At 75.7% G+C, this 17,189-nt stretch carries 16 protein-coding genes and 5 tRNA genes; 13 read left to right on the top strand and 8 right to left on the bottom strand.

Annotation, left to right across the window (positions count from 1 at the left end):
* Nucleotides 1–127 precede the first annotated feature (127 nt).
* Complete coding sequence (gene bioB / locus ABZV78_RS28435; protein WP_355643452.1) at nucleotides 128–1,123, bottom strand: biotin synthase BioB; 996 nt, start codon at nucleotides 1,121–1,123, stop codon at nucleotides 128–130.
* 166 nt (nucleotides 1,124–1,289) lie between these two features.
* Between bioB and ABZV78_RS28430 the strand changes: the two genes are divergently transcribed.
* From ABZV78_RS28430 to ABZV78_RS28415, 4 genes are read left to right on the top strand one after another with little or no spacing between them, the layout of a single operon-like run.
* The gene (locus ABZV78_RS28430) at nucleotides 1,290–2,426 is read left to right on the top strand and encodes an 8-amino-7-oxononanoate synthase (RefSeq protein WP_355643450.1); all 1,137 of its coding nucleotides are present in this window, start codon (nucleotides 1,290–1,292) and stop codon (nucleotides 2,424–2,426) included.
* A complete protein-coding gene (gene bioD / locus ABZV78_RS28425; RefSeq protein WP_355643448.1) occupies nucleotides 2,414–3,154 on the top strand; it encodes a dethiobiotin synthase in 741 nt (246 codons plus the stop codon). Before ABZV78_RS28430 ends, bioD begins: the two co-directional genes overlap by 13 nt.
* Nucleotides 3,155–3,208: 54 nt before the next feature.
* Entirely contained in the window at nucleotides 3,209–4,786 is a 1,578-nt protein-coding gene (locus ABZV78_RS28420; protein WP_355643446.1) for a histidine kinase, read from the top strand.
* A complete protein-coding gene (locus ABZV78_RS28415) occupies nucleotides 4,783–5,460 on the top strand; it encodes a response regulator transcription factor (RefSeq protein WP_355643444.1) in 678 nt (225 codons plus the stop codon). The genes ABZV78_RS28420 and ABZV78_RS28415 overlap by 4 nt, the downstream gene beginning before the upstream one ends.
* A gap of 15 nt (nucleotides 5,461–5,475) precedes the next feature.
* On the opposite strand, the gene ABZV78_RS28410 is transcribed toward ABZV78_RS28415, so the two are convergent.
* The 4 genes from ABZV78_RS28410 to ABZV78_RS28395 form a co-directional block, all read right to left on the bottom strand.
* A complete protein-coding gene (locus ABZV78_RS28410; RefSeq protein WP_355643442.1) occupies nucleotides 5,476–6,297 on the bottom strand; it encodes an ABC transporter permease in 822 nt (273 codons plus the stop codon).
* The gene (locus ABZV78_RS28405; protein WP_355643441.1) at nucleotides 6,294–7,226 is read right to left on the bottom strand and encodes an ATP-binding cassette domain-containing protein; all 933 of its coding nucleotides are present in this window, start codon (nucleotides 7,224–7,226) and stop codon (nucleotides 6,294–6,296) included. Before ABZV78_RS28405 ends, ABZV78_RS28410 begins: the two co-directional genes overlap by 4 nt.
* A gap of 69 nt (nucleotides 7,227–7,295) precedes the next feature.
* Nucleotides 7,296–8,459 carry a cytochrome P450 gene (locus ABZV78_RS28400; RefSeq protein ID WP_355643439.1) on the bottom strand — a complete coding sequence of 388 codons (1,164 nt, stop codon included), beginning with the start codon at nucleotides 8,457–8,459 and terminating at the stop codon, nucleotides 7,296–7,298.
* A 9-nt stretch (nucleotides 8,460–8,468) separates the two neighbouring features.
* Nucleotides 8,469–9,137, bottom strand: a complete 669-nt coding sequence (locus tag ABZV78_RS28395) for a 50S ribosomal protein L11 methyltransferase (protein WP_355643437.1) — start codon at nucleotides 9,135–9,137, stop codon at nucleotides 8,469–8,471.
* Between the two features lie 196 nt (nucleotides 9,138–9,333).
* On the opposite strand from ABZV78_RS28395, the gene ABZV78_RS28390 reads away from it, so the two are divergent.
* Together ABZV78_RS28390 and ABZV78_RS28385 are read left to right on the top strand one after the other, a co-directional pair.
* The gene (locus ABZV78_RS28390; RefSeq protein ID WP_355643435.1) at nucleotides 9,334–10,149 is read left to right on the top strand and encodes a hypothetical protein; all 816 of its coding nucleotides are present in this window, start codon (nucleotides 9,334–9,336) and stop codon (nucleotides 10,147–10,149) included.
* A gap of 82 nt (nucleotides 10,150–10,231) precedes the next feature.
* Nucleotides 10,232–11,470 (top strand): alkane 1-monooxygenase, encoded by a 1,239-nt coding sequence (locus ABZV78_RS28385; protein WP_355643434.1) that lies wholly within the window; start codon nucleotides 10,232–10,234, stop codon nucleotides 11,468–11,470.
* Here ABZV78_RS28385 and ABZV78_RS28380 read toward each other — a convergent pair.
* Nucleotides 11,391–11,993, bottom strand: a complete 603-nt coding sequence (locus ABZV78_RS28380; protein ID WP_355643432.1) for a TetR/AcrR family transcriptional regulator — start codon at nucleotides 11,991–11,993, stop codon at nucleotides 11,391–11,393. The genes ABZV78_RS28385 and ABZV78_RS28380 overlap by 80 nt on opposite strands.
* 284 nt (nucleotides 11,994–12,277) lie before the next feature.
* Between ABZV78_RS28380 and ABZV78_RS28375 the strand changes: the two genes are divergently transcribed.
* The 3 genes from ABZV78_RS28375 to ABZV78_RS28365 all read left to right on the top strand — a co-directional run bounded on the left by ABZV78_RS28375 (nucleotide 12,278) and on the right by ABZV78_RS28365 (nucleotide 12,543).
* Nucleotides 12,278–12,350, top strand: a tRNA-Gly gene (locus tag ABZV78_RS28375).
* Between the two features lie 34 nt (nucleotides 12,351–12,384).
* Nucleotides 12,385–12,455 (top strand) — tRNA-Cys (locus tag ABZV78_RS28370).
* Between the two features lie 13 nt (nucleotides 12,456–12,468).
* A tRNA-Val gene (locus ABZV78_RS28365) sits at nucleotides 12,469–12,543 on the top strand.
* A gap of 53 nt (nucleotides 12,544–12,596) precedes the next feature.
* Here ABZV78_RS28365 and ABZV78_RS28360 read toward each other — a convergent pair.
* Nucleotides 12,597–13,577, bottom strand: a complete 981-nt coding sequence (locus ABZV78_RS28360) for a helix-turn-helix domain-containing protein (RefSeq protein WP_355643430.1) — start codon at nucleotides 13,575–13,577, stop codon at nucleotides 12,597–12,599.
* A 70-nt stretch (nucleotides 13,578–13,647) separates the two neighbouring features.
* On the opposite strand from ABZV78_RS28360, the gene ABZV78_RS28355 reads away from it, so the two are divergent.
* Nucleotides 13,648–14,466, top strand: coding sequence for an isocitrate lyase/phosphoenolpyruvate mutase family protein (locus ABZV78_RS28355; protein ID WP_355643428.1), 819 nt, complete (start codon nucleotides 13,648–13,650; stop codon nucleotides 14,464–14,466).
* Nucleotides 14,467–14,556: 90 nt separating this feature from the next.
* On the opposite strand, the gene ABZV78_RS28350 is transcribed toward ABZV78_RS28355, so the two are convergent.
* Nucleotides 14,557–14,796, bottom strand: coding sequence for a DUF6458 family protein (locus ABZV78_RS28350; RefSeq protein WP_355643426.1), 240 nt, complete (start codon nucleotides 14,794–14,796; stop codon nucleotides 14,557–14,559).
* A 194-nt stretch (nucleotides 14,797–14,990) separates the two neighbouring features.
* Between ABZV78_RS28350 and ABZV78_RS28345 the strand changes: the two genes are divergently transcribed.
* From ABZV78_RS28345 to ABZV78_RS28335, 3 genes are all read left to right on the top strand, one after another.
* Nucleotides 14,991–15,063, top strand: a tRNA-Gly gene (locus tag ABZV78_RS28345).
* Between the two features lie 58 nt (nucleotides 15,064–15,121).
* Nucleotides 15,122–15,196 (top strand) — tRNA-Val (locus tag ABZV78_RS28340).
* A gap of 249 nt (nucleotides 15,197–15,445) precedes the next feature.
* A complete protein-coding gene (locus tag ABZV78_RS28335) occupies nucleotides 15,446–17,092 on the top strand; it encodes a PKD domain-containing protein (RefSeq protein WP_355643424.1) in 1,647 nt (548 codons plus the stop codon).
* The last annotated feature ends 97 nt before the right edge of the window (nucleotides 17,093–17,189 follow it).

The raw sequence follows: 17,189 nt of genomic DNA, 5'->3' as shown, positions 1-17,189 counted from the left end.
GGCCGCCGCGCACGCCTCGTGCGGCCCGGCCGCCACGGACTCGCCGCAGCGGTCGCACCAGCGCGGCGCCGCGACGCCGGCGGGTTCGGCCGGCGCCGGGGGCTCGACAAGCTCGGTCACGTCGTCCTCACAGGGTGGCGGAGAGCGCCTTCACCGGCATCTTCAGGTCGTCCAGCAGCTTGAGGTCGTCGGTCGCCGGCCGGCCCAGCGTGGTCAGGTAGTTGCCGACGATGACCGCGTTGATGCCGCCGAGCAGGCCGTCCCGGGTGCCGAGGTCACCGAGGGTGAGCTCGCGGCCGCCCGCGTAGCGGAGGATGGTGCGCGGCATGGCGAGCCGGAACGCGGCGATGGCGCGCAGCGCGTCCTTGCCCTCCACCACCGGGCGGTCGGCGAGCGGGGTGCCCGGGCGGGGGTTGAGGAAGTTCAGCGGCACCTCGTGCGGGTCCAGCTCGGCGAGCTGCGCGGCGAACTCGGCGCGCTGCTCCACCGTCTCGCCCAGGCCGAGGATGCCGCCGCAGCAGACCTCCATGCCGGATTCGCGGACCATCTTCAGGGTCTCCCAGCGCTCCTCGAAGGAGTGCGTGGTGACCACGTTCGGGAAGTAGGAGCGGCAGGTCTCCAGGTTGTGGTTGTAGCGGTGCACGCCCATCTCGACCAGCTCGTCGACCTGCTCCTGGGTGAGCATGCCGAGCGAGGCGGCGACCTGGATGTCCACCTCCGCCTTGATGGCGGCCACGCCCTCGCGCATCTGCTTCATCAGCCGCGCGTCCGGGCCGCGCACGGCGGCCACGATGCAGAACTCGGTGGCCCCGGTCGCCGCGGTCTGCTTCGCGGCCTCGACCAGCGCCGGGATGTCCAGCCAGACCGACCGGACCGGCGAGGTGAACAGGCCGGACTGCGAGCAGAAGTGGCAGTCCTCCGGGCAGCCGCCGGTCTTCAGCGACACGATGCCCTCGACCTCGACCTCCGGGCCGCACCAGCGCATCCGCACCTCGTGGGCGAGCTGGAGCGCGGCGGGCAGGTGCTCGTCGGGCAGGTTCAGCACGGCGAGGACACCGGCCTCGTCGAGGCCGACGCCGTTCTCCAGCACCTGGGTCCGGGCCTGGTCGAGGATCTCTGGCATGGCTCGTACCCTACAAGGCCGCTCGGAGGCCGGGAAACGGCCGCGTCGGGGCACCGCGAGCAGGCCCGGCGAGCCGGACCGCGCCACGCCGGGGCCCTCCGGCCGGGTGGTAACTTCGCCCCGCGGAAGCGCCCGGTGGGGCGACGGGTCGGGGAAGGGACGGGACGTGGCGGACTGGCTGGCGGCCCTGGACCGCCGCGCCGAGCTGCGGGCCAAGGCGGGGCTCACCCGCAGGCTGCGCCCGCGCGCCGCCGGCGACGCCGTGGTCGACCTGGCCGGCAACGACTACCTCGGCCTGGCCACCCACCCGGAGGTCACGGCCGCCGCCGGGCGGGCGCTGTCGGCGTACGGGCTGGGCGCCACCGGGTCGCGGCTGGTGCGTGGCTCCACCGACCTGCACCACGCCCTCGAGGACGACCTGGCCGGCTGGCTCGGCGTCGACCGGGCGCTGGTCTTCTCCTCCGGCTACCTGGCCAACCTCGCCGCCGTCCGGGGCCTGGTGCAGCCGCGTACGCTGCTCGTCTCCGACGCCCACAACCACGCCTCGCTGATCGACGGCTGCCGGATCTCCGGCGCCGAGACGATCGTCACCCCGCACGCCGACGTCGAGGCGGTGGCCGCCGCGCTGGCCGCCGCCCCGGGCCGCCCGGCGGTGGTCGTGACCGAGTCGGTCTTCTCCGTCGACGGCGACCTCGCCCCGCTGGCCGCGCTGCACGCCGTGGCCCGCCGGCACGGCGCGCTGCTGCTGGTCGACGACGCGCACGCGCTCGGCGTCACCGGCCCCGCCGGGGCGGGCGGGGTGGCCGCGGCGGAGCTGGCCGGCGAGCCCGACGTGGTGGTGACGGCGACCCTGTCCAAGGCGCTCGGCGGGGCCGGCGGGGTGGTGGCCGGGCCGGCGGAGTTCGTCCGGCACCTGGTCGAGACCGGCCGCACCTTCATCTTCGACACCGCGCCGCCGCCCGCCGTGGTGGCCGGGGTACGCGCCGCCCTGCGGCTGGCCCGGGCCGGCGACGACCTCCGCGCCGAGCTGGCCGAGCGGGCCGCCCTCGTGGTGGGCCGGCTGGGCGGGGCGGGCCTGGAGGTCTCCGCCCCCGACGCGGCGGTGGTCTCGGTGACCGCGCCCGGTCCGGAGGCGGCGACCGCCTGGGCCGCCGACTGCCGGGACCGGGGCGTGGCGGTGGGCTGCTTCCGGCCGCCGTCCACCCCGGACAGCCGGTCCCGGCTCCGGCTGACCATCAGCGCCGGGGTGGCGCGGGCGGACTTCGAGCGGGCTCTGGACGTGATCGTGGAGTGTGCGCCATGAGTAGCAACGGCTGGACCGGGCCGGTGTTGGTGACCGGCACGGACACCGAGGTGGGCAAGACCGTGGTGACCGCGGCGATCGCCGCCGCCGCGCAGGCCGCCGGGCTGCGGGTCGCGGTGGTCAAGCCCGGCCAGACGGGTACGGCCACCGGCGACCCCGGTGACGTCGACTCGGTGACCCGGCTGGCCGCCCCGCTCACCGGCCGGACCCTGGCCAGCTATCCGGACCCGCTCGCCCCGCTCGCCGCGGCCCGGGTCGCCGAGCTGGAGCCGCTGGAGCTCTACACCGCGGTCGACGCCATCCGTGAGGAGACCGACAAGCACGACCTGGTGCTCGTCGAGGGGGCCGGCGGTCTGCTCGTACCCATGGGGCTGCGCCCGTCGGGCGAGCCCTGGACGGTGGCCGACCTGGCGGTGTCGCTGGGCGCCCCGGCCGTGGTGGTGGCCCGCGCCGGGCTGGGCACGCTCAACCACACGGCGCTGACCCTGGAGGCCCTGGAACGGCGGGCCATCCCCGCCGGGGTGGTGATCGGCGCCTGGCCCGCCGAGCCGGAGCTGGTGCACTGGCTCAACCTGTCCGACCTGGTGCCGAACCTGCTGGGCGCGCTGCCGATGGGCGCCGGCGGGATGGACCCGGGGGTGTTCCGCCGGTCGGCCCCGGGCTGGCTCACCCCGGCCCTCTACGGCGTGCTCGACGACTGGCGTGCCTGGGCCGAGGAGATCAGCTGAGCACCTGACTTTGGTCGGTGTCCGGCCCGGCCGGCCGTGGGTAGCGTGGCCGCCGTGGACGCGCGAACCCCGCCGCCCGGCCGGCGTCGGGCCGGTGACCTGCTGCTCTGGGCGGTGGTCGCCGCCCCGGTGGCGTACGCCGGGCTCACCCCGCCCTGGCCCCGCCACGCCCTGCCGCTGCTGGCCGCCTCGCTGGCGCTGCTCGGCCTCGCGGTGGCGCTCGGCCGCCGGTGGCCGCTCGCGGCGCTGCTGGCGGTGGTGCTCGGCTCGCTGGTCGACGGCAATTTCGTCTTCGCCATCCCGGTGTTCAGCTACCTGGCCGGGCGGCGCAGCGCCGGCGCCGGCCGGGTGGCCGCCGGCTTCGGCGCCGTGGCGGTGGCCGGCACCGCGCTCAACCTGGGCCTGCTCGGCACCAACCCGGCCACCTGGTTCCTGCTCGCCTCGGTGCTGCTCTTCGCCGGGGTGTTCCCCTGGCTGCTCGGCCGGCTGCGCCGGCAGCAGCGGGCGCTCGCCGAGGCCGGGGAGCGGCACGCCGAGGCCGAGGAGCGGGAGCGGCGGGCCGCGGTCGAGCGGGTACGGCTGCGCGAGCGGGCCCGGATCGCCCAGGACATGCACGACTCGCTGGGGCACGACCTGAGCCTCATCGCGCTGCGCGCCGCCGCGCTGGAGCTGGCCGCCGACCTGCCGCCCGCCCACCGGGTGGCGGCCGGTGAGCTGCGGGCCAGCGTGGCCACCGCCACCGAGCGGCTGCACGACGTCATCGGCGTGCTCCGCGAGGAGCGGGCCGGGTCGCTGCGGCCGCCGGGCGAGAGCGTGGCGGAGCTGGTCGACGGCGCGCGCGACGCCGGACTGGCGGTCGAGCTGCGGGCCGACCCGGACGGCGACCTGCCGCCGCTCGTCGCGCACGCCGTGCACCGGGTGGTCCGCGAGGCGCTGACCAACGCGGCCCGGTACGCCCCCGGCGCCCCGGTGACCGTCACCGTGGACCGGACGGGCGGGGAGGTGGCCGTGTCGGTCGTCAACGGACGGGCGCCGGCCGGGCCGCTGCCGGGGCCGGCGTCGCACGGCTCGGGGCTGCTCGCCCTGCGCGAGCGGGTCCGGCTGGCCGGGGGAGTGCTCGACGCCGGCCCCCGGAACGCCGGGTTCGCCGTGACGGCGCGTCTGCCGCTCGCCGCCACCCCGGTGCCCGTCGCGGACGACGCGAGCCCGGTGCCGCCGGGAGGCATGGGCGCGCCGCACGAGGGCGACCCGGACGACGTCGGGCCGGGTGGCGCCCCGGACCACCGGGCCGGCGAGGCGGCGCGCAGGCTGCGGGAGGCCCGGCGGCGGGCCCGGCGCAGCCTGCTGGTGGCGTTCGGCGCCCCGGCCGGCCTCGCCCTGGTGCTCGCGCTGGTCTACTACCCGCTCGCCACGGCGGGCGCGGTCCTCGACCGGTCCGGCTTCGAGCGGCTGCGGCTGGGCGAGGAGCGGGACGCGCTCGGGCTGCCCCGCCGGCAGGCCGACCCGCCGGCCGGCGCCGCCCCGGCGGGCTGCGAGTTCTACACCGACGGCAACTTCCCCTTCGCGGAGCCGGCCTGGCGGCTCTGCTTCACCGACGGCCGGCTGGTCAGCAAGGAGCGGATCGCGCAGTGACCGACGACCACGGGCGGCCCCTGCGGGTGGTGCTCGCCGACGACGAGGCGATGGTCCGGGCCGGGGTGCGGGCCATCCTGGCCGCCGACCCGGGGATCGAGGTGGTCGGCGAGGCGGGCGATGGCCACGCGGCCGTGGAGCTGGTCCGGGCGTACCGGCCCCGGGTGGCGCTGCTGGACATCCGGATGCCCCGCCAGGACGGGCTGAGCGCGGCGGCGGAGATCCGCCGGTTGGTGCCGGAGACCGCCACGGTCATGCTCACCACGTTCGGCGACGACGATTTGATCTCCCGGGCGCTCGGTCACGGGGCGAGCGGGTTCCTGCTCAAGTCCGGCGACCCGCGGGAGCTGCTCGCCGGCCTCCGGGCGGTGGCCGACGGCGGGGCGTACCTGTCGCCGCGGGTCGCGCGCCGGGTCATCGAGCTCAGCGGCGGCCGGCTGGCCCGCGGCCCGTACGCCCGGGACCGGCTGGCCGGGTTGACCGACCGGGAGCGGGAGGTGCTCGCCCTGGTCGGCGCGGGGCTGTCCAACGCCGAGATCGCCCGCCGGCTGCACCTCGTCGAGGGCACCGTGAAGAGCTACCTGACCAGCATCTTCACCCGGCTGGACGTGCGCAACCGGGTGCAGGCGGCGATCCTCGCGTACGAGGCGGGGCTGGTTCCGCCCGCCGGCTGACCAGCCCCGCCCCGCTCAGGCGTCCCGGCGGCGCAGCGCCCAGCGGCCCAGCGCCAGCGCGGCGGCGGCCCAGCCGGCGAGCACCAGCAGCCCGACCGCCGCCGGGTAGGGCTCGGTGTCCCCGGCGAGGAAGTGGTTGCCGGCCACCCCGGGGAACGCGTCGGCGATCCGGGTGAGCACGGTGATCCCCGGCTCCTGGAGCGACAGCGGCACGATCATGAGCAGCGCGAACAGCACGGTCAGCGTGAGCACCGCGCCGCGCAGCGCCGCCGCCAGCCCCAGCGCCAGCACGCCCACGAGCGCGAGGTACGCGGCCGAGCCGACCACGTCGGCCACGGTGCCGCCGAGCGGGACACGACCCCACTCGCCGAGCACCGGCCGGGCGACCGCCGCGCCGACCGCGCCCACCAGCAGCCCGACCAGGAACGTCACCACCCCGACCACGACCGCCTTGGCCGCCAGCACCCGCCCCCGGGAGGGGGTGCAGCGCAGCGTCGTCCGGATCGTGCCGGTGGCGTACTCGCTGGTGATCGCGAAGAGGCCGATCGCGAGCACGACGTACTGGGTGAGTTCCAGCGCGCCGGCGACCACCTCGCCGACCGGCAGGATGCCGGGGTTCACCGAAGGGTCGTCGTCGGTGTTGGCGTTCACGGCGTAGATGGCGAGCTGGCCGGCCGTGGCGGTCATGGTCAGCACGGCGGCCAGCAGCGTCCACCAGGTGGACCGGACCGACCAGAGCTTGGTCCACTCGGCGGCCACCGCCCCGGCGAACGGGCCGCTGGTCGGGGCGGGCCGGGACGCCGGCCGGGTCGGGGTGACGGTGGTCAGCGCGGTCATCGGGTCTCGCCTCCGGTCGGGCCGGCCGCGTACTCCACGCTGCCGGCGGTCAGTTCCAGGAACGCCTCCTCCAGCGAGGCGGCCCCCGGGGTCAGCTCGTGCAGCCGCACCCCCAGCTCGTACGCGAGGTCACCGACCCGGCCGGCCGTCACGCCGGTGACGGTCAGCCCGTCCTCGTCGGGGGTGACCGTCGCCCCGTCGGTGGCCAGCCGTGCCTGCAGCGCCGCCAGGCCGGCCGGCTCGGGCCCGCGTACCCGGACCGAGCTGGCCGGGCGGGTGGCGATCAGCTCGGCGAGGGGCGCGTCGGCGACCAACCGGCCCCGGCCGAGCACCACCACCCGGTCGGCAGTCTGCTGCATCTCGCTCATCAGGTGGCTGGAGATCAGCACGGTCCGCCCCTCGTCGGCGAGGCCGCGGGTGAACCGGCGGATCCACCGCACCCCGTCCGGGTCGAGCCCGTTGACCGGCTCGTCGAGCAGCAGCACCGGCGGGTCGCCGAGCAGCGCCCCCGCGATGCCGAGCCGCTGGCCCATGCCCAGCGACAACGCGCGTCCCGGCTTGTCGGCGGCCCGCGCGTCCAGCCCGACCAGGTCGAGCACCTCGTCCACCCGGCGGGCCGGGATGCCGTTGCTGCGGGCCATCGCCCGCAGGTGCGCGTGCCCGGAGCGGGCCGGGTGCACACCGGTGGCGTCGAGCAGCGCGCCGACCTCGTGCAGCGGGTACCGCAACTCCCGGTAGGGCCGGCCGTTGACCAGGGCCTGCCCGGCGGTCGGCCGGTCCAGCCCGAGCACCATCCGCATGGTGGTGGACTTGCCCGCGCCGTTCGGGCCGAGGAAGCCGGTCACCTGGCCCGGTCCGATCTCGACGGTGAGGTCGTCGACCGCGGTGGCCGCGCCGAACCGTTTCGTCAACCCACGAAGTGTGATCATGCGACGACGGTAGGGAGCGCGGGGGGTGGCGCACCGCCACCGATGGGCAGCGGTCCGCCCTGACTTTCGTCAGGTCCGGCGGACGACGAACGCGTCGGGCATCCGGAAGGTGAGGTTGTCCGGGCACCACGGCGGGCGGACCACGGTCACCCCGTCGAGCAGCGGCGCGGCCTCGGCCACCACCACGGCCGCCTCCATCCGGGCCAGCTGCGCGCCGACGCAGCGGTGCGGGCCGGCCCCGAAGGCCAGGTGCCGGCGGGAGCCGCGCTGCCCCGGCCGGAACTCGTCGGGCGCGGCCACCACCGCCGGGTCCCGGCCGGCCCGGGCCAGCCAGGCGACGATGCTGGTGCCCGCCGGCACGGCGACCTCGCCCAGGGTGGTGTCCACGGCGGCCACCCGCCGCCAGGTGACGATCGGCGGCTCCAGCCGCAGCCCCTCCTCGACCACGTCGGCGACGGCGATCCCGCCCGCCCGCAGGCCGGCCCGGACCGCCGGCTCGCCGGCCAGCCGGTGCAGCAGCAAGGTGAGGAACTGTGAGGTGGTCTCCTGGCCGGCGACCAGCAGGAAGAAGAGCGCGCCGACCACCACGTCGGGGGAGTGCCCGGCGGCGCGCAGCCGGGCGGCCAGCCCGCCCCCGGCGGCGGCGAACCCGCGCAGCACGGTGTGGAACCGGCCCACCTCGGCGGCGAGGGCGAGCTGCCGGGCCTCGTCGAGTGGCGCCCAGAACAGCTCCAGGGCGGCCCGGGCGAAGTCCTTGACCGCGCCCACCGGGGCGTCCGGCAGCTCGACCAGCCGGGCCAGCACCAGCAGCGGCAGGTCGGCGGCGAGGTCGGCGTACAGGTCGGCCGGCTCGCCCGCGGCGAGGGCGGCGGCGAGCCGGGTCACCCGCTCCCGGACCAGGCCGGTCAGCCAGGGCTGCTGGGCGGCCACCCGGTCCGGGTGCAGCGCGTCGGCGACGATCCCGCGGATCTCCGGGTGGCTGGCCGCCGCGTTGTTCGCCAGCGTCGGGGGCAGCCGGAACCGGTGCCCGGCGAGCACCCGCAGCGCGGCCACCGGAACCGGGGTCACCGCGTCGAGGGCGTTGTCCGGCCGGAACGTCTCCGGGTCGGTGAGTAGCCGCCGGACCAGCGCGTGCCGGGTCACCACCAGGTGCGGCACGCCGACGTGGTCGACCACGGTGGCCGCGTCGGGCCACGGTCCGTCGACGGACTCCCCCCAGCCCCGGAACAGCACGGCGTCACGCTAGCGGGCGGCTCCCGGCGGAGCCGGGTCCAGCTCCCACACGGTGGTGTGCTTCACCCGTACGCTCTCCAGCGCCTCCGGCACCGGCACCTCGTACGCGGCCAGTTCGTGGAAGCGCTCGCGGGGCAGGAAGGCCCGGCCGGGGTCGCCGACCAGCACCCGGGCCCCGGACCGGGCGGCCCGGAGCAGGAAGCGCAGCATCCGGCGGGCCATCGCCTCGCTGTAGAAGACGTCCCCGGCCAGCACCACCTCGGCGTCCCCGGCGTCGCCGTCGAGGATGTCGCCGAGTTCGGCGTCCACGCGTACCCCGTTGGCCTCGGCGTTGAGCGCGACGGCCGCGACGGCCCGCTCATCGACCTCGACGGCCCGGACGGCGGCCGCGCCGCCCCGCGCGGCGGCGATGGCGACCAGGCCGGAGCCGGAGGCGAGGTCGAGCACCCGGCGGCCGGCGACCAGCTCGGGGTGGTCGGTGACGTAGCGGGCGAGGGCCTGCCCGCCAGCCCAGGCGAACGCCCAGAACGGCGGCGGCTGGGCGCTGTGGAACTCGCCCTCGGTCAGCTCCCAGAGACCGATCGGCTCGTCGGCCTGGTGCAGCCGCACCTCGGGGACGAAGGCGACCGGGGTGAGCCGGGCATGCAGCCTCACGAAGGCCGCGGACAGGTCGGACACCGGGTGATTCTGTCGTACCGCGGAAGACCGCCGGCCGGCGATCCCGGGCGTGTCGCGGTGGGGGCGTGACCGGTTCACCACCGTCCGTGAGAACCGGGCCCGGTGTTGGCGGTCCGTGCGAACACGCCCGTCTACCGGCGCGCCGGCGCCGCTCCTAGCGTTTCCGGGTGGACGCGGCCGACGGGAGGAGGCGGTGGTGAGCGGGTGGCGGTACGCGCTGCGGATCGGGGTGGTGCTGACCTGCCTGGCCGGGGTCGGGCTCGGCGGGGCCGTGCCGGCCGGGGCGGCGGCTGCCTTCACCACCGAACTGAGCGGCCTGCCGGACGAGTTCACGGCCGGCGACCGGGTGGAGACCCTCTCCGCCGTGGTGTCCCGGACCGACGGGGGCGGCTGCGTCAAGGTGCGCTGGTCGATGCTGCTGCGGGTGCAGGGCCTGCGGCTGGACCAGGTCAAGGTGGACCGGGTGGAGGACAGCGGCTCGTTCCCGCTGGAGATCCGGACCGAGGGGGACTCCGCCCGCCTGACCGACCGGGACCTGGACCCGGGCCTGCTCTGCCCGGGCCGCACCGTCACGGCCCGCTACCGGGTGGCGTTCGCCGAGGACGTGGCCCGCGGGCGGGTGAGCTTCGCCGCCGAGGCGTACGACCCGGAGTTGCGCCTCCTGGCCCGGCAGACCGCCGCCCGCCAGGTGGTGGGGGCGGAGGCGACGGCCGAACCGACCGAGGCGACGCCGGAGCCCACGGAGCGCAGCGCCGAGCCGAGCGACCCGGCGACCGAGGAGCCGGTGGCGGACGACCCGTCGAGCGACGGGGCGGTCGTCGAGCCGCCGCCCGGCGCGGCGGGCCGCCCGGTGTCCACCTCGGGCGGTTTCGGCGTGGTCCAGGGCGCCTTCCTCCTCGGCGGGCTGCTGGTCTTCCTTGGCGTGGGGCTGCTGCTGCGGATGCGCCGCCTGCTGCGCCCGGTCCGCGAGACGCCGGCGTTCGAGCGGCCGGTCCGCGGTCGGTGGCGCTAGCGCTTTACAAAAGTTGGCCTCTTGTAAAACCGCGTGACGGCTGCCACAGTCTGGGCAGGAGTTCACGGATCGGAGGCTGACGATGGGCGCCGACACCATTCCCTGGCGGGACACCCGCAAGCCGCTCTGGCCGCTCGCCCTGCTCGTACCCGCACTGCCCTTCATCGCCTGGTCGCTCTGGCACGCCACCGGTGCCGGCTGGGCCTGGTGGCTCACCCCGGCGGTGGTCTTCGGCGTCATCCCCGTGGTCGACCTGCTCATCGGCGACGACCGGGAGAACCCGCCGGAGGAGGCGGTGCCGGCGCTCCAGGCCGACGGCTACTACCGCTGGCTCACCTACCTCTACCTGCCGGCCCAGTACGCGGCCCTCGTCCTCGGCTGCGCCGTGTGGACCCACGGCGGGCTCTCCTGGCCGGCCGCCGCCGGTCTGGTCGCCACCCTCGGGGTGGTCGACGGCATCGCCATCAACACCGCCCACGAGCTGGGCCACAAGCGGGAGACGGCGGAACGCTGGCTCTCCCGGATCGCCCTCGCGCCGACCGGGTACGGGCACTTCCACGTCGAGCACAACCGGGGGCACCACACCCGGGTCGCCACCCCCGAGGACCCGGCCAGCTCCCGGCTGGGCGAGACGTTCTGGGCGTTCTGGCCGCGTACGGTCTGGGGCAGCCTCCGCTCGGCCTGGCGGCTGGAGAGCGGCCGCCTCCGCCTCCGCGGCCGCACCCCGTGGACGTGGCGCAACGAGGTGCTCACCGCCTGGGCCATGACCGTGCTGCTCTACGCCGTGCTGGCGGTCGCCTTCGGCCCCGGGGTGCTGGTCTTCCTCGCGCTCCAGGCGGTGGTCGGCTTCTCCCTGCTGGAGGTGGTCAACTACCTGGAGCACTACGGGCTGGCCCGGCAGCGCACCGCCGCCGGCCGCTACGAGAAGGTCGATCCCCGGCACAGCTGGAACAGCGACCGGACGGTCACCAACGTCTTCCTCTTCCAGCTCCAGCGGCACAGCGACCACCACGCCAACCCGCTGCGCCGCTACCAGACGCTGCGCAGCTTCGACGCCTCGCCGCAGCTGCCCGCCGGCTACGCCACCATGGTGGTCGCCGCGCTGCTGCCGCCGGTCTGGCGTCGGGTGATGGACCACCGGGTGCTCGCCCACTACGGCGGTGACCTGGAGCTGGCCAACGTCCACCCGCCGGCGCGGAACCGGCTGCGGGAGCGCCGGCGCCGCGCCGCCGCCGGCCCGTTCAGTCCAGCTGGGCCGGTTCCAGGCCCAGCTCGCGGGCCGCGACGAGGCGGACCCACTCGGCGATCTGCCGGCGGGTGATCACCCGCTCGTGCACCGCGAGCTGCACCGCGAGGCCGTCCATCACCGCGCTGATCCGCCACGCCGCGCCGGCCGGGTCGGGGCACTCGAAGGTGCCGTCGGCCACCCCGTCGGCGATCACGGCGGCCAGGTCCCGTCGCCATCGCAGGTCGAGCCGGCGGGAGAGCTTCTCCAGCTCCGGCGTGCGCAGCGACTCGGCCCAGCCGTCGATCCACATCGACCAGGAGGTCGACCGGCCGGTCGGGGCGTAGAGGCGGAGCATCCGGCGCAGCTTGGTCAGCGGCGGGGCGGTGGAGCGGACCACCGTGTCGAGCCGCTTCAGGTCCTGCTCGACGGCGTAGGCGAACGCCTGCGCGAGCAGCCGGTCCTTCGTGGCGAAGTGGTAGAAGACCAGGGCCTGGCTGACCCCGGCGGCCTCGGCCACGTCGGCGGTGCGGGTGTTGGCGAGTCCCCGTTCCGCGATCACCTCACAGGCCGTGCGCAGCAGCGCGTCCAGGCGGATCTCGGCGGCACGTCTCGTCACGCCCGTTACCGTAGCCCATCCGAGTGACCACGGGGAGTTACCGAAGCGGCCCGTCCGCGGCTCGACAGTCGGATCCCGGACAGTGCCCCGGCGGCGCGTCGGAGGGACAGATCCGCAGGTCGCAGCCCTGCGCCGCCCTTGATCGCCTCCCACCCAGGCTCCTAGGAAGCTTCGCAGCCAGAGAACTCCGTCACCCGGACGCGCCCGGAAACGGGACCCGATTTGGCAACCGTTCCCGGGCTCGGCTAAAGTTCTCATCCGTCACCGGGTAACACCGGGGGCACGCGGACGTAGCGCAGCTGGTAGCGCATCACCTTGCCAAGGTGAGGGTCGCGGGTTCGAATCCCGTCGTCCGCTCGGAGATGCCGCCACGCATGTCGGGGGCAACCTCGGTGGAGTGGCCGAGAGGCGAGGCAACGGCCTGCAAAGCCGTGTACACGGGTTCAAATCCCGTCTCCACCTCGGCAGTTGACGAGGGCGATTGGCGCAGTGGGAGCGCGCTTCCTTGACACGGAAGAGGTCACTGGTTCAAACCCAGTATCGCCCACCAGCGGAAAGGCCGTGTCGATCATTCGACACGGCCTTTCCCGTTTCCCGCACCGGTCACGCCGAGGCGCCCAGCAGCGCCTCGGCCACGGCGGTCCGGCTGCTCAGCAGCGACCGGCCCTGCCGGTGCGTCACGACCAGGCCAGCCGCCCGCAGCGCGGTGAGGTGCTGCGACACCCCGGCCGGGGACAGCCCGGTGCGCCGGGCCAGCTCGGTGGTCGACCGCGGCGCGTCCAGCGCGGCGAGCAGCCGCGCCCGCCCCCGGCCGAGCACCGCGCCCAGCGCGTCCGGGGCCTCCGCCGGGCACTCCCACAGCCCGCCGACGCCCCGGGCCGGGTAGGCCAGCTGCGGGACGTCGCCGGCCGCGATGCTGAGCACCGACGGCCAGACGAAGACCGAGGGCACCAGCACCAGGCCGCTGCCGTCCGGCACGTCCGGGGCGTCGCAGTGGCGCTGGCTGATCAGCAGGGCGTCGCCCTCCCAGCGGACCCGCTCGTGCAGGTCGTTGAGGAGCCCCGCCGCGCCGTCCTCGGCCAGCCGCCGGGCCCGGTGGAACACCTCGGCGTCGAGCACCGCCCGGATCCGGGGCCAGTCGCGGGCCACGGCCAGCCGCCAGTACGTGTCGATCTCCCCGGCGAGCCGGCGCAGCCCGGCCTCCGGGTCGGCGTACAGGCCGGCCACCGCCGCCGGCCGGCTGCCGGGATAGAGGTCGAGCTGGGCGCGGACCGTGCCGGGCGGGGTGGCGCAGAGCACGGCCAGCTCCTGGTCCAGGTCGGGGGCCAGGCCGGCCGGCGGCGGGGTGAGGAAGTCGGCCAGGTAGCCCGGCGCGGGCGGCACCAGGTGCCGGAGCAGGCCGGCGTCCCGGTCGAGCAGCCCCGCCTCGGCCAGCCGGGGCCGGACCCGGTTGGCCCAGGGCAGGTGGATCGCGTGCCGGCCCGGGTCGCGGAGCACCCGGACGCCGGCCATCACCTCCCAGAGGCAGGAGAGCGCGAAGCGGACGCGCGCCACGCCGCCCGCCGACAGCCCGATCGCGACCACGCCGCCCCCCGTCGTTTCAGCCAGGACTGAAACATTACGGCGACCGGCGCCACCGGCGAAGACTGGCCGGGTGAACGAACACCACACCCGAGCCCTGCACTTCCGTTCCCTGCACGTCCCCGGCGAGCCGCTGGTCCTGGTCAACGCCTGGGACGCGGCGAGCGCCCGGATCGTCGCCGCGGCCGGCGCCCGCGCGGTCGCCACCACCAGCGCGGGCGTCGCGTGGAGTCGCGGCGTCCCGGACGGCGACGCGCTCGGCCGCGAGACCGCCGTCGACGTCGTCCGCCGCGTCGCCGCCGCCGTGCCGTTGCCGGTCACCGCCGACATCGAGTCCGGGTACGGCGACACCGCCGACGAGGTCACCGAGACCGTGGCCGCGGTGCTCGCGGCCGGCGCCGTCGGGGTGAACGTCGAGGACGCCCGGCACGACGGGGGAGCGCCGTTGCGCCCGGTCGAGGAGCAGAGCGCCCGGCTGGCCGCCGTCCGGTCCGCCGCGGACCGGGCCGGGATCCCGCTGTACGTCAACGCGCGCGTCGACACCTTCCTGCGCGGCGTCGGCGGGATCGCGGAGACGGTGAGGCGGGCCGAGGCCTACCTGGCCGCCGGCGCGGACGGGATCTTCGTGCCCGGGGTGGTGGACCCGGACACCGTGGCCGCCCTGGCCGCCGCGATCCCGGCCCCGCTGAACGTGCTCGTCGGGCCGGGCGCCCCGCCGGTGGCGGCGCTGGCGAAGCTCGGGGTGGCCCGGGTCAGCCTCGGCTCCTCGGTCGCCGAGGCCGCGTACGCGGTGGCCCGGCGGGCCGCCGAGGAGGCGTTCACCGCCGGGACGTACGGCGCGGTGGCCGACGCGCTCGACTACGGCACGCTGAACGAGCTGATGCGCCGCTGACCGGGCACGCCGAACGGGGGCGCCGCGGGGCGCCCCCGTTTCGCACGCGACTCGGGACCGATCAGATCCGGCGGCCCCGTCGGGTTCGGGTCACAGCGGCGGGGTGACGTCCCGGCGCTCCTCGACCCGCCGGTACTCGACCGGCTCGGCGGTGGTGACCACCTCACGGCGGCGGCCCCACACCAGCGTCGTCATGATCAGGCCGAGGACGCCGGCCGCCATCAGGATCCAGCCGACGACGTCCAGGTCGACCCCGCCGATGCTGGCGTCCAGCGCGAACGTGAGGATCGCGCCGACCGCGATCAGGAAAATGCTCGTTCCGATACCCACGACAGCCTCCTTCGGGGGGACGCTTGTGCTGTCGCAGCAGTCAGTACCCCAGCGGCCAGCAGGGCAATCACCGGTCTGTGGCGACCGTCACCCCGGCGGCCCCGCTCGCCGCCCGGACGCGCCGGGGGCCTGCCGCGGGGCGATCTTGTCATCGGGTACAGTTGCACCCGTCGCCGACGTGAGCCGGCGACAACGCGGACGTAGCGCAGCTGGTAGCGCATCACCTTGCCAAGGTGAGGGTCGCGGGTTCGAATCCCGTCGTCCGCTCGCGATCCGCCCCTCGCGGGCCGACCGTCGCCGGTGCCACTTGATCCGGCGAGCGCCCGGGCGATTGGCGCAGTGGGAGCGCGCTTCCTTGACACGGAAGAGGTCACTGGTTCAAACCCAGTATCGCCCACCAGCTATCCGAGCAGCACGAAGGCTCGTCACCGCACGAGGTGGCGGGCCTTTTCCCTGTGCCGTCACCGGCCGATCGGTGGGCCGTGCCCACCCGGCCTTTCGCCGCCGCCGGTCCACCGGGTCGCCGGCCACTGGCCACATCGGTCGCCGGGCCGCACGGAGGACCTGGTACGGATCCGCTTAACGGGTTATGGAACCGCTGGCCGGCAGCGTGTCAGGGTGGGGGCCCGTGGAGCTGGGAGGAGATCGTATGCGGTCAGTCAGGCATGGACGGTGGCGGCGCACAGCCGCCCGGCTGGGCGTGGCCGCCCTGTTGGTGGGGACGGGGGTGGCGCTGGGGGCGTCGCCCGCGCAGGCGACCGCCACCCGGACCGTCGCGTTCTGGAGCATGGACGAGCCGGCCGGGTCGACCGTGCTCAAGGACAGCAGCGGCAACGGCCGCAACGGCGCCATCGGCGCCGAGGTGGTCACCGGGGCCCTCTACGCCGGCGCCACCGGGCACCGGTTCGCCACCCACCTGCCCACCGACCAGGAGTACGTCCCGGGCCACGTGAACCTGGTGCCGCACAGCACCGACTTCAACCCGGACGCCGGGGACTTCTCGTTCACCATCCGCTACCGGACCACGTACTCCTTCGGCAACATCCTCCAGAAGGGACAGGGCGGGACCGTCGGCGGCTACTGGAAGTTCGAGGCCCCGAACGGCAAGCCGAAGTGCCTGTTCCGCGGCGGCGACGGCGCCTCCCGGACCGGCTACACCGACGTGCCCATCAACGACGGCCAGTGGCACACCGTCACCTGCAACCGCACCTCCAGCTACGTCGAGATGTACGTCGACGGGGTGCGGATGAGCCGGCTGACCGGGCCGACCGGGACCATCGCGAACAGCAAGCAGCTCTCCATCGGCGGCAAGAGCCAGTGCGACGGCGTGGAGGTCACCTGCGACTACTTCGCGGGCGACATCGACTACGTGAAGATCCTGAAGGGATCGGGCGGCGCCGCCAACCAGCCGCCGGTGGCCCGGCTCGTCCCGTCCTGCTCCGGGCTGGTCTGCACCTTCTCCGGTGCCGGCTCCACCGACGCCGACGGCGCGATCCAGGATTACCGCTGGACCTTCGGCGACGGCTCCACCACCGACACCGTCTCCGTGCCGACCACCTCGCACACCTACGCGGCGGCCGGCACCTACCCGGTCACCCTCACGGTCACCGACGACCGGGGTGCCACCGGCACGGCGACCGTCGACGTCACCGTCGCGCCGGTGGCCGAACGGATCTCCTTCGTCGGCCAGGCCACCGCGAACGCCAACTGGACCAGCCACACGGTCACCGTGCCGTCGACCGTCCAGCCGGGCGACACCCTGCTGCTCCTGCTCAGCCAGAACACCCACACCGGCACCGGCGAGCCCACCGGGGTCACCGGCTGGACCCGCCTCGACCGGCTCGACGGCGGCTTCGCCACCACCACCGCCTGGTGGAAGGTCGCCGCCGCCGGAGACGCCGGATCGGCGGTACGCGTCGCCCTCGACAGCCAGGCCAAGGGCAACCTGGTCGTGGCCGCCTACCGGGGGGTCGTGCCGAGCGCGCCGGTCCTCGCCAAGGCCACCGACCCGGCCAGCACCGCCACCCGGATCTCCCCGTACGCCCCGGTGACCGCCGAGCAGAGCTGGGCCGTGTCGTACTGGATGCACGGGGACGGGGCGTCCACGGCGCTCACCCCGCCGGCCGGCGTCGAGGTGCGTAGCAACAGCTCGCAGACCGGCGGTGGGCGGGTGACCACGCTCCTCGCCGACTCCGGCAGCAGCGTGCCGGCGGGCACCTACGGCGGCCTGGCCGCGGTTGGTGCGGCGGCCAGCACGACCACCACGACCTGGACGCTCGTCCTGCGCCCGGCCTGACCTGGAGACGCCGCTGGCCGGCACCCCGGTGTTCGGGGCCCCGCATGCCGACCAACCCGTGCCCGATCCGGTCGGCCGCCGGCGTCGGGCCGCGCCC

Origin of the sequence: Micromonospora sp. NPDC004540, assembly GCF_040610095.1 — a bacterium.
GTDB lineage: Bacteria > Actinomycetota > Actinomycetes > Mycobacteriales > Micromonosporaceae > Micromonospora.
This window is presented reverse-complemented; position numbering and strand designations above follow the sequence as displayed.

Excerpts from the sequence above, each read along its gene's own strand:
- ABZV78_RS28385 (WP_355643434.1), top strand. The coding sequence starts at position 10,232 with ATGGGCGCCGACACCATTCCCTGGCGGGACACCCGCAAGCCGCTCTGG.
- bioB (WP_355643452.1), bottom strand. The coding sequence starts at position 1,123 with ATGCCAGAGATCCTCGACCAGGCCCGGACCCAGGTGCTGGAGAACGGC.
- ABZV78_RS28335 (WP_355643424.1), top strand. The coding sequence starts at position 15,446 with ATGCGGTCAGTCAGGCATGGACGGTGGCGGCGCACAGCCGCCCGGCTG.
- ABZV78_RS28410 (WP_355643442.1), bottom strand. The coding sequence starts at position 6,297 with ATGACCGCGCTGACCACCGTCACCCCGACCCGGCCGGCGTCCCGGCCC.
- ABZV78_RS28405 (WP_355643441.1), bottom strand. The coding sequence starts at position 7,226 with ATGATCACACTTCGTGGGTTGACGAAACGGTTCGGCGCGGCCACCGCG.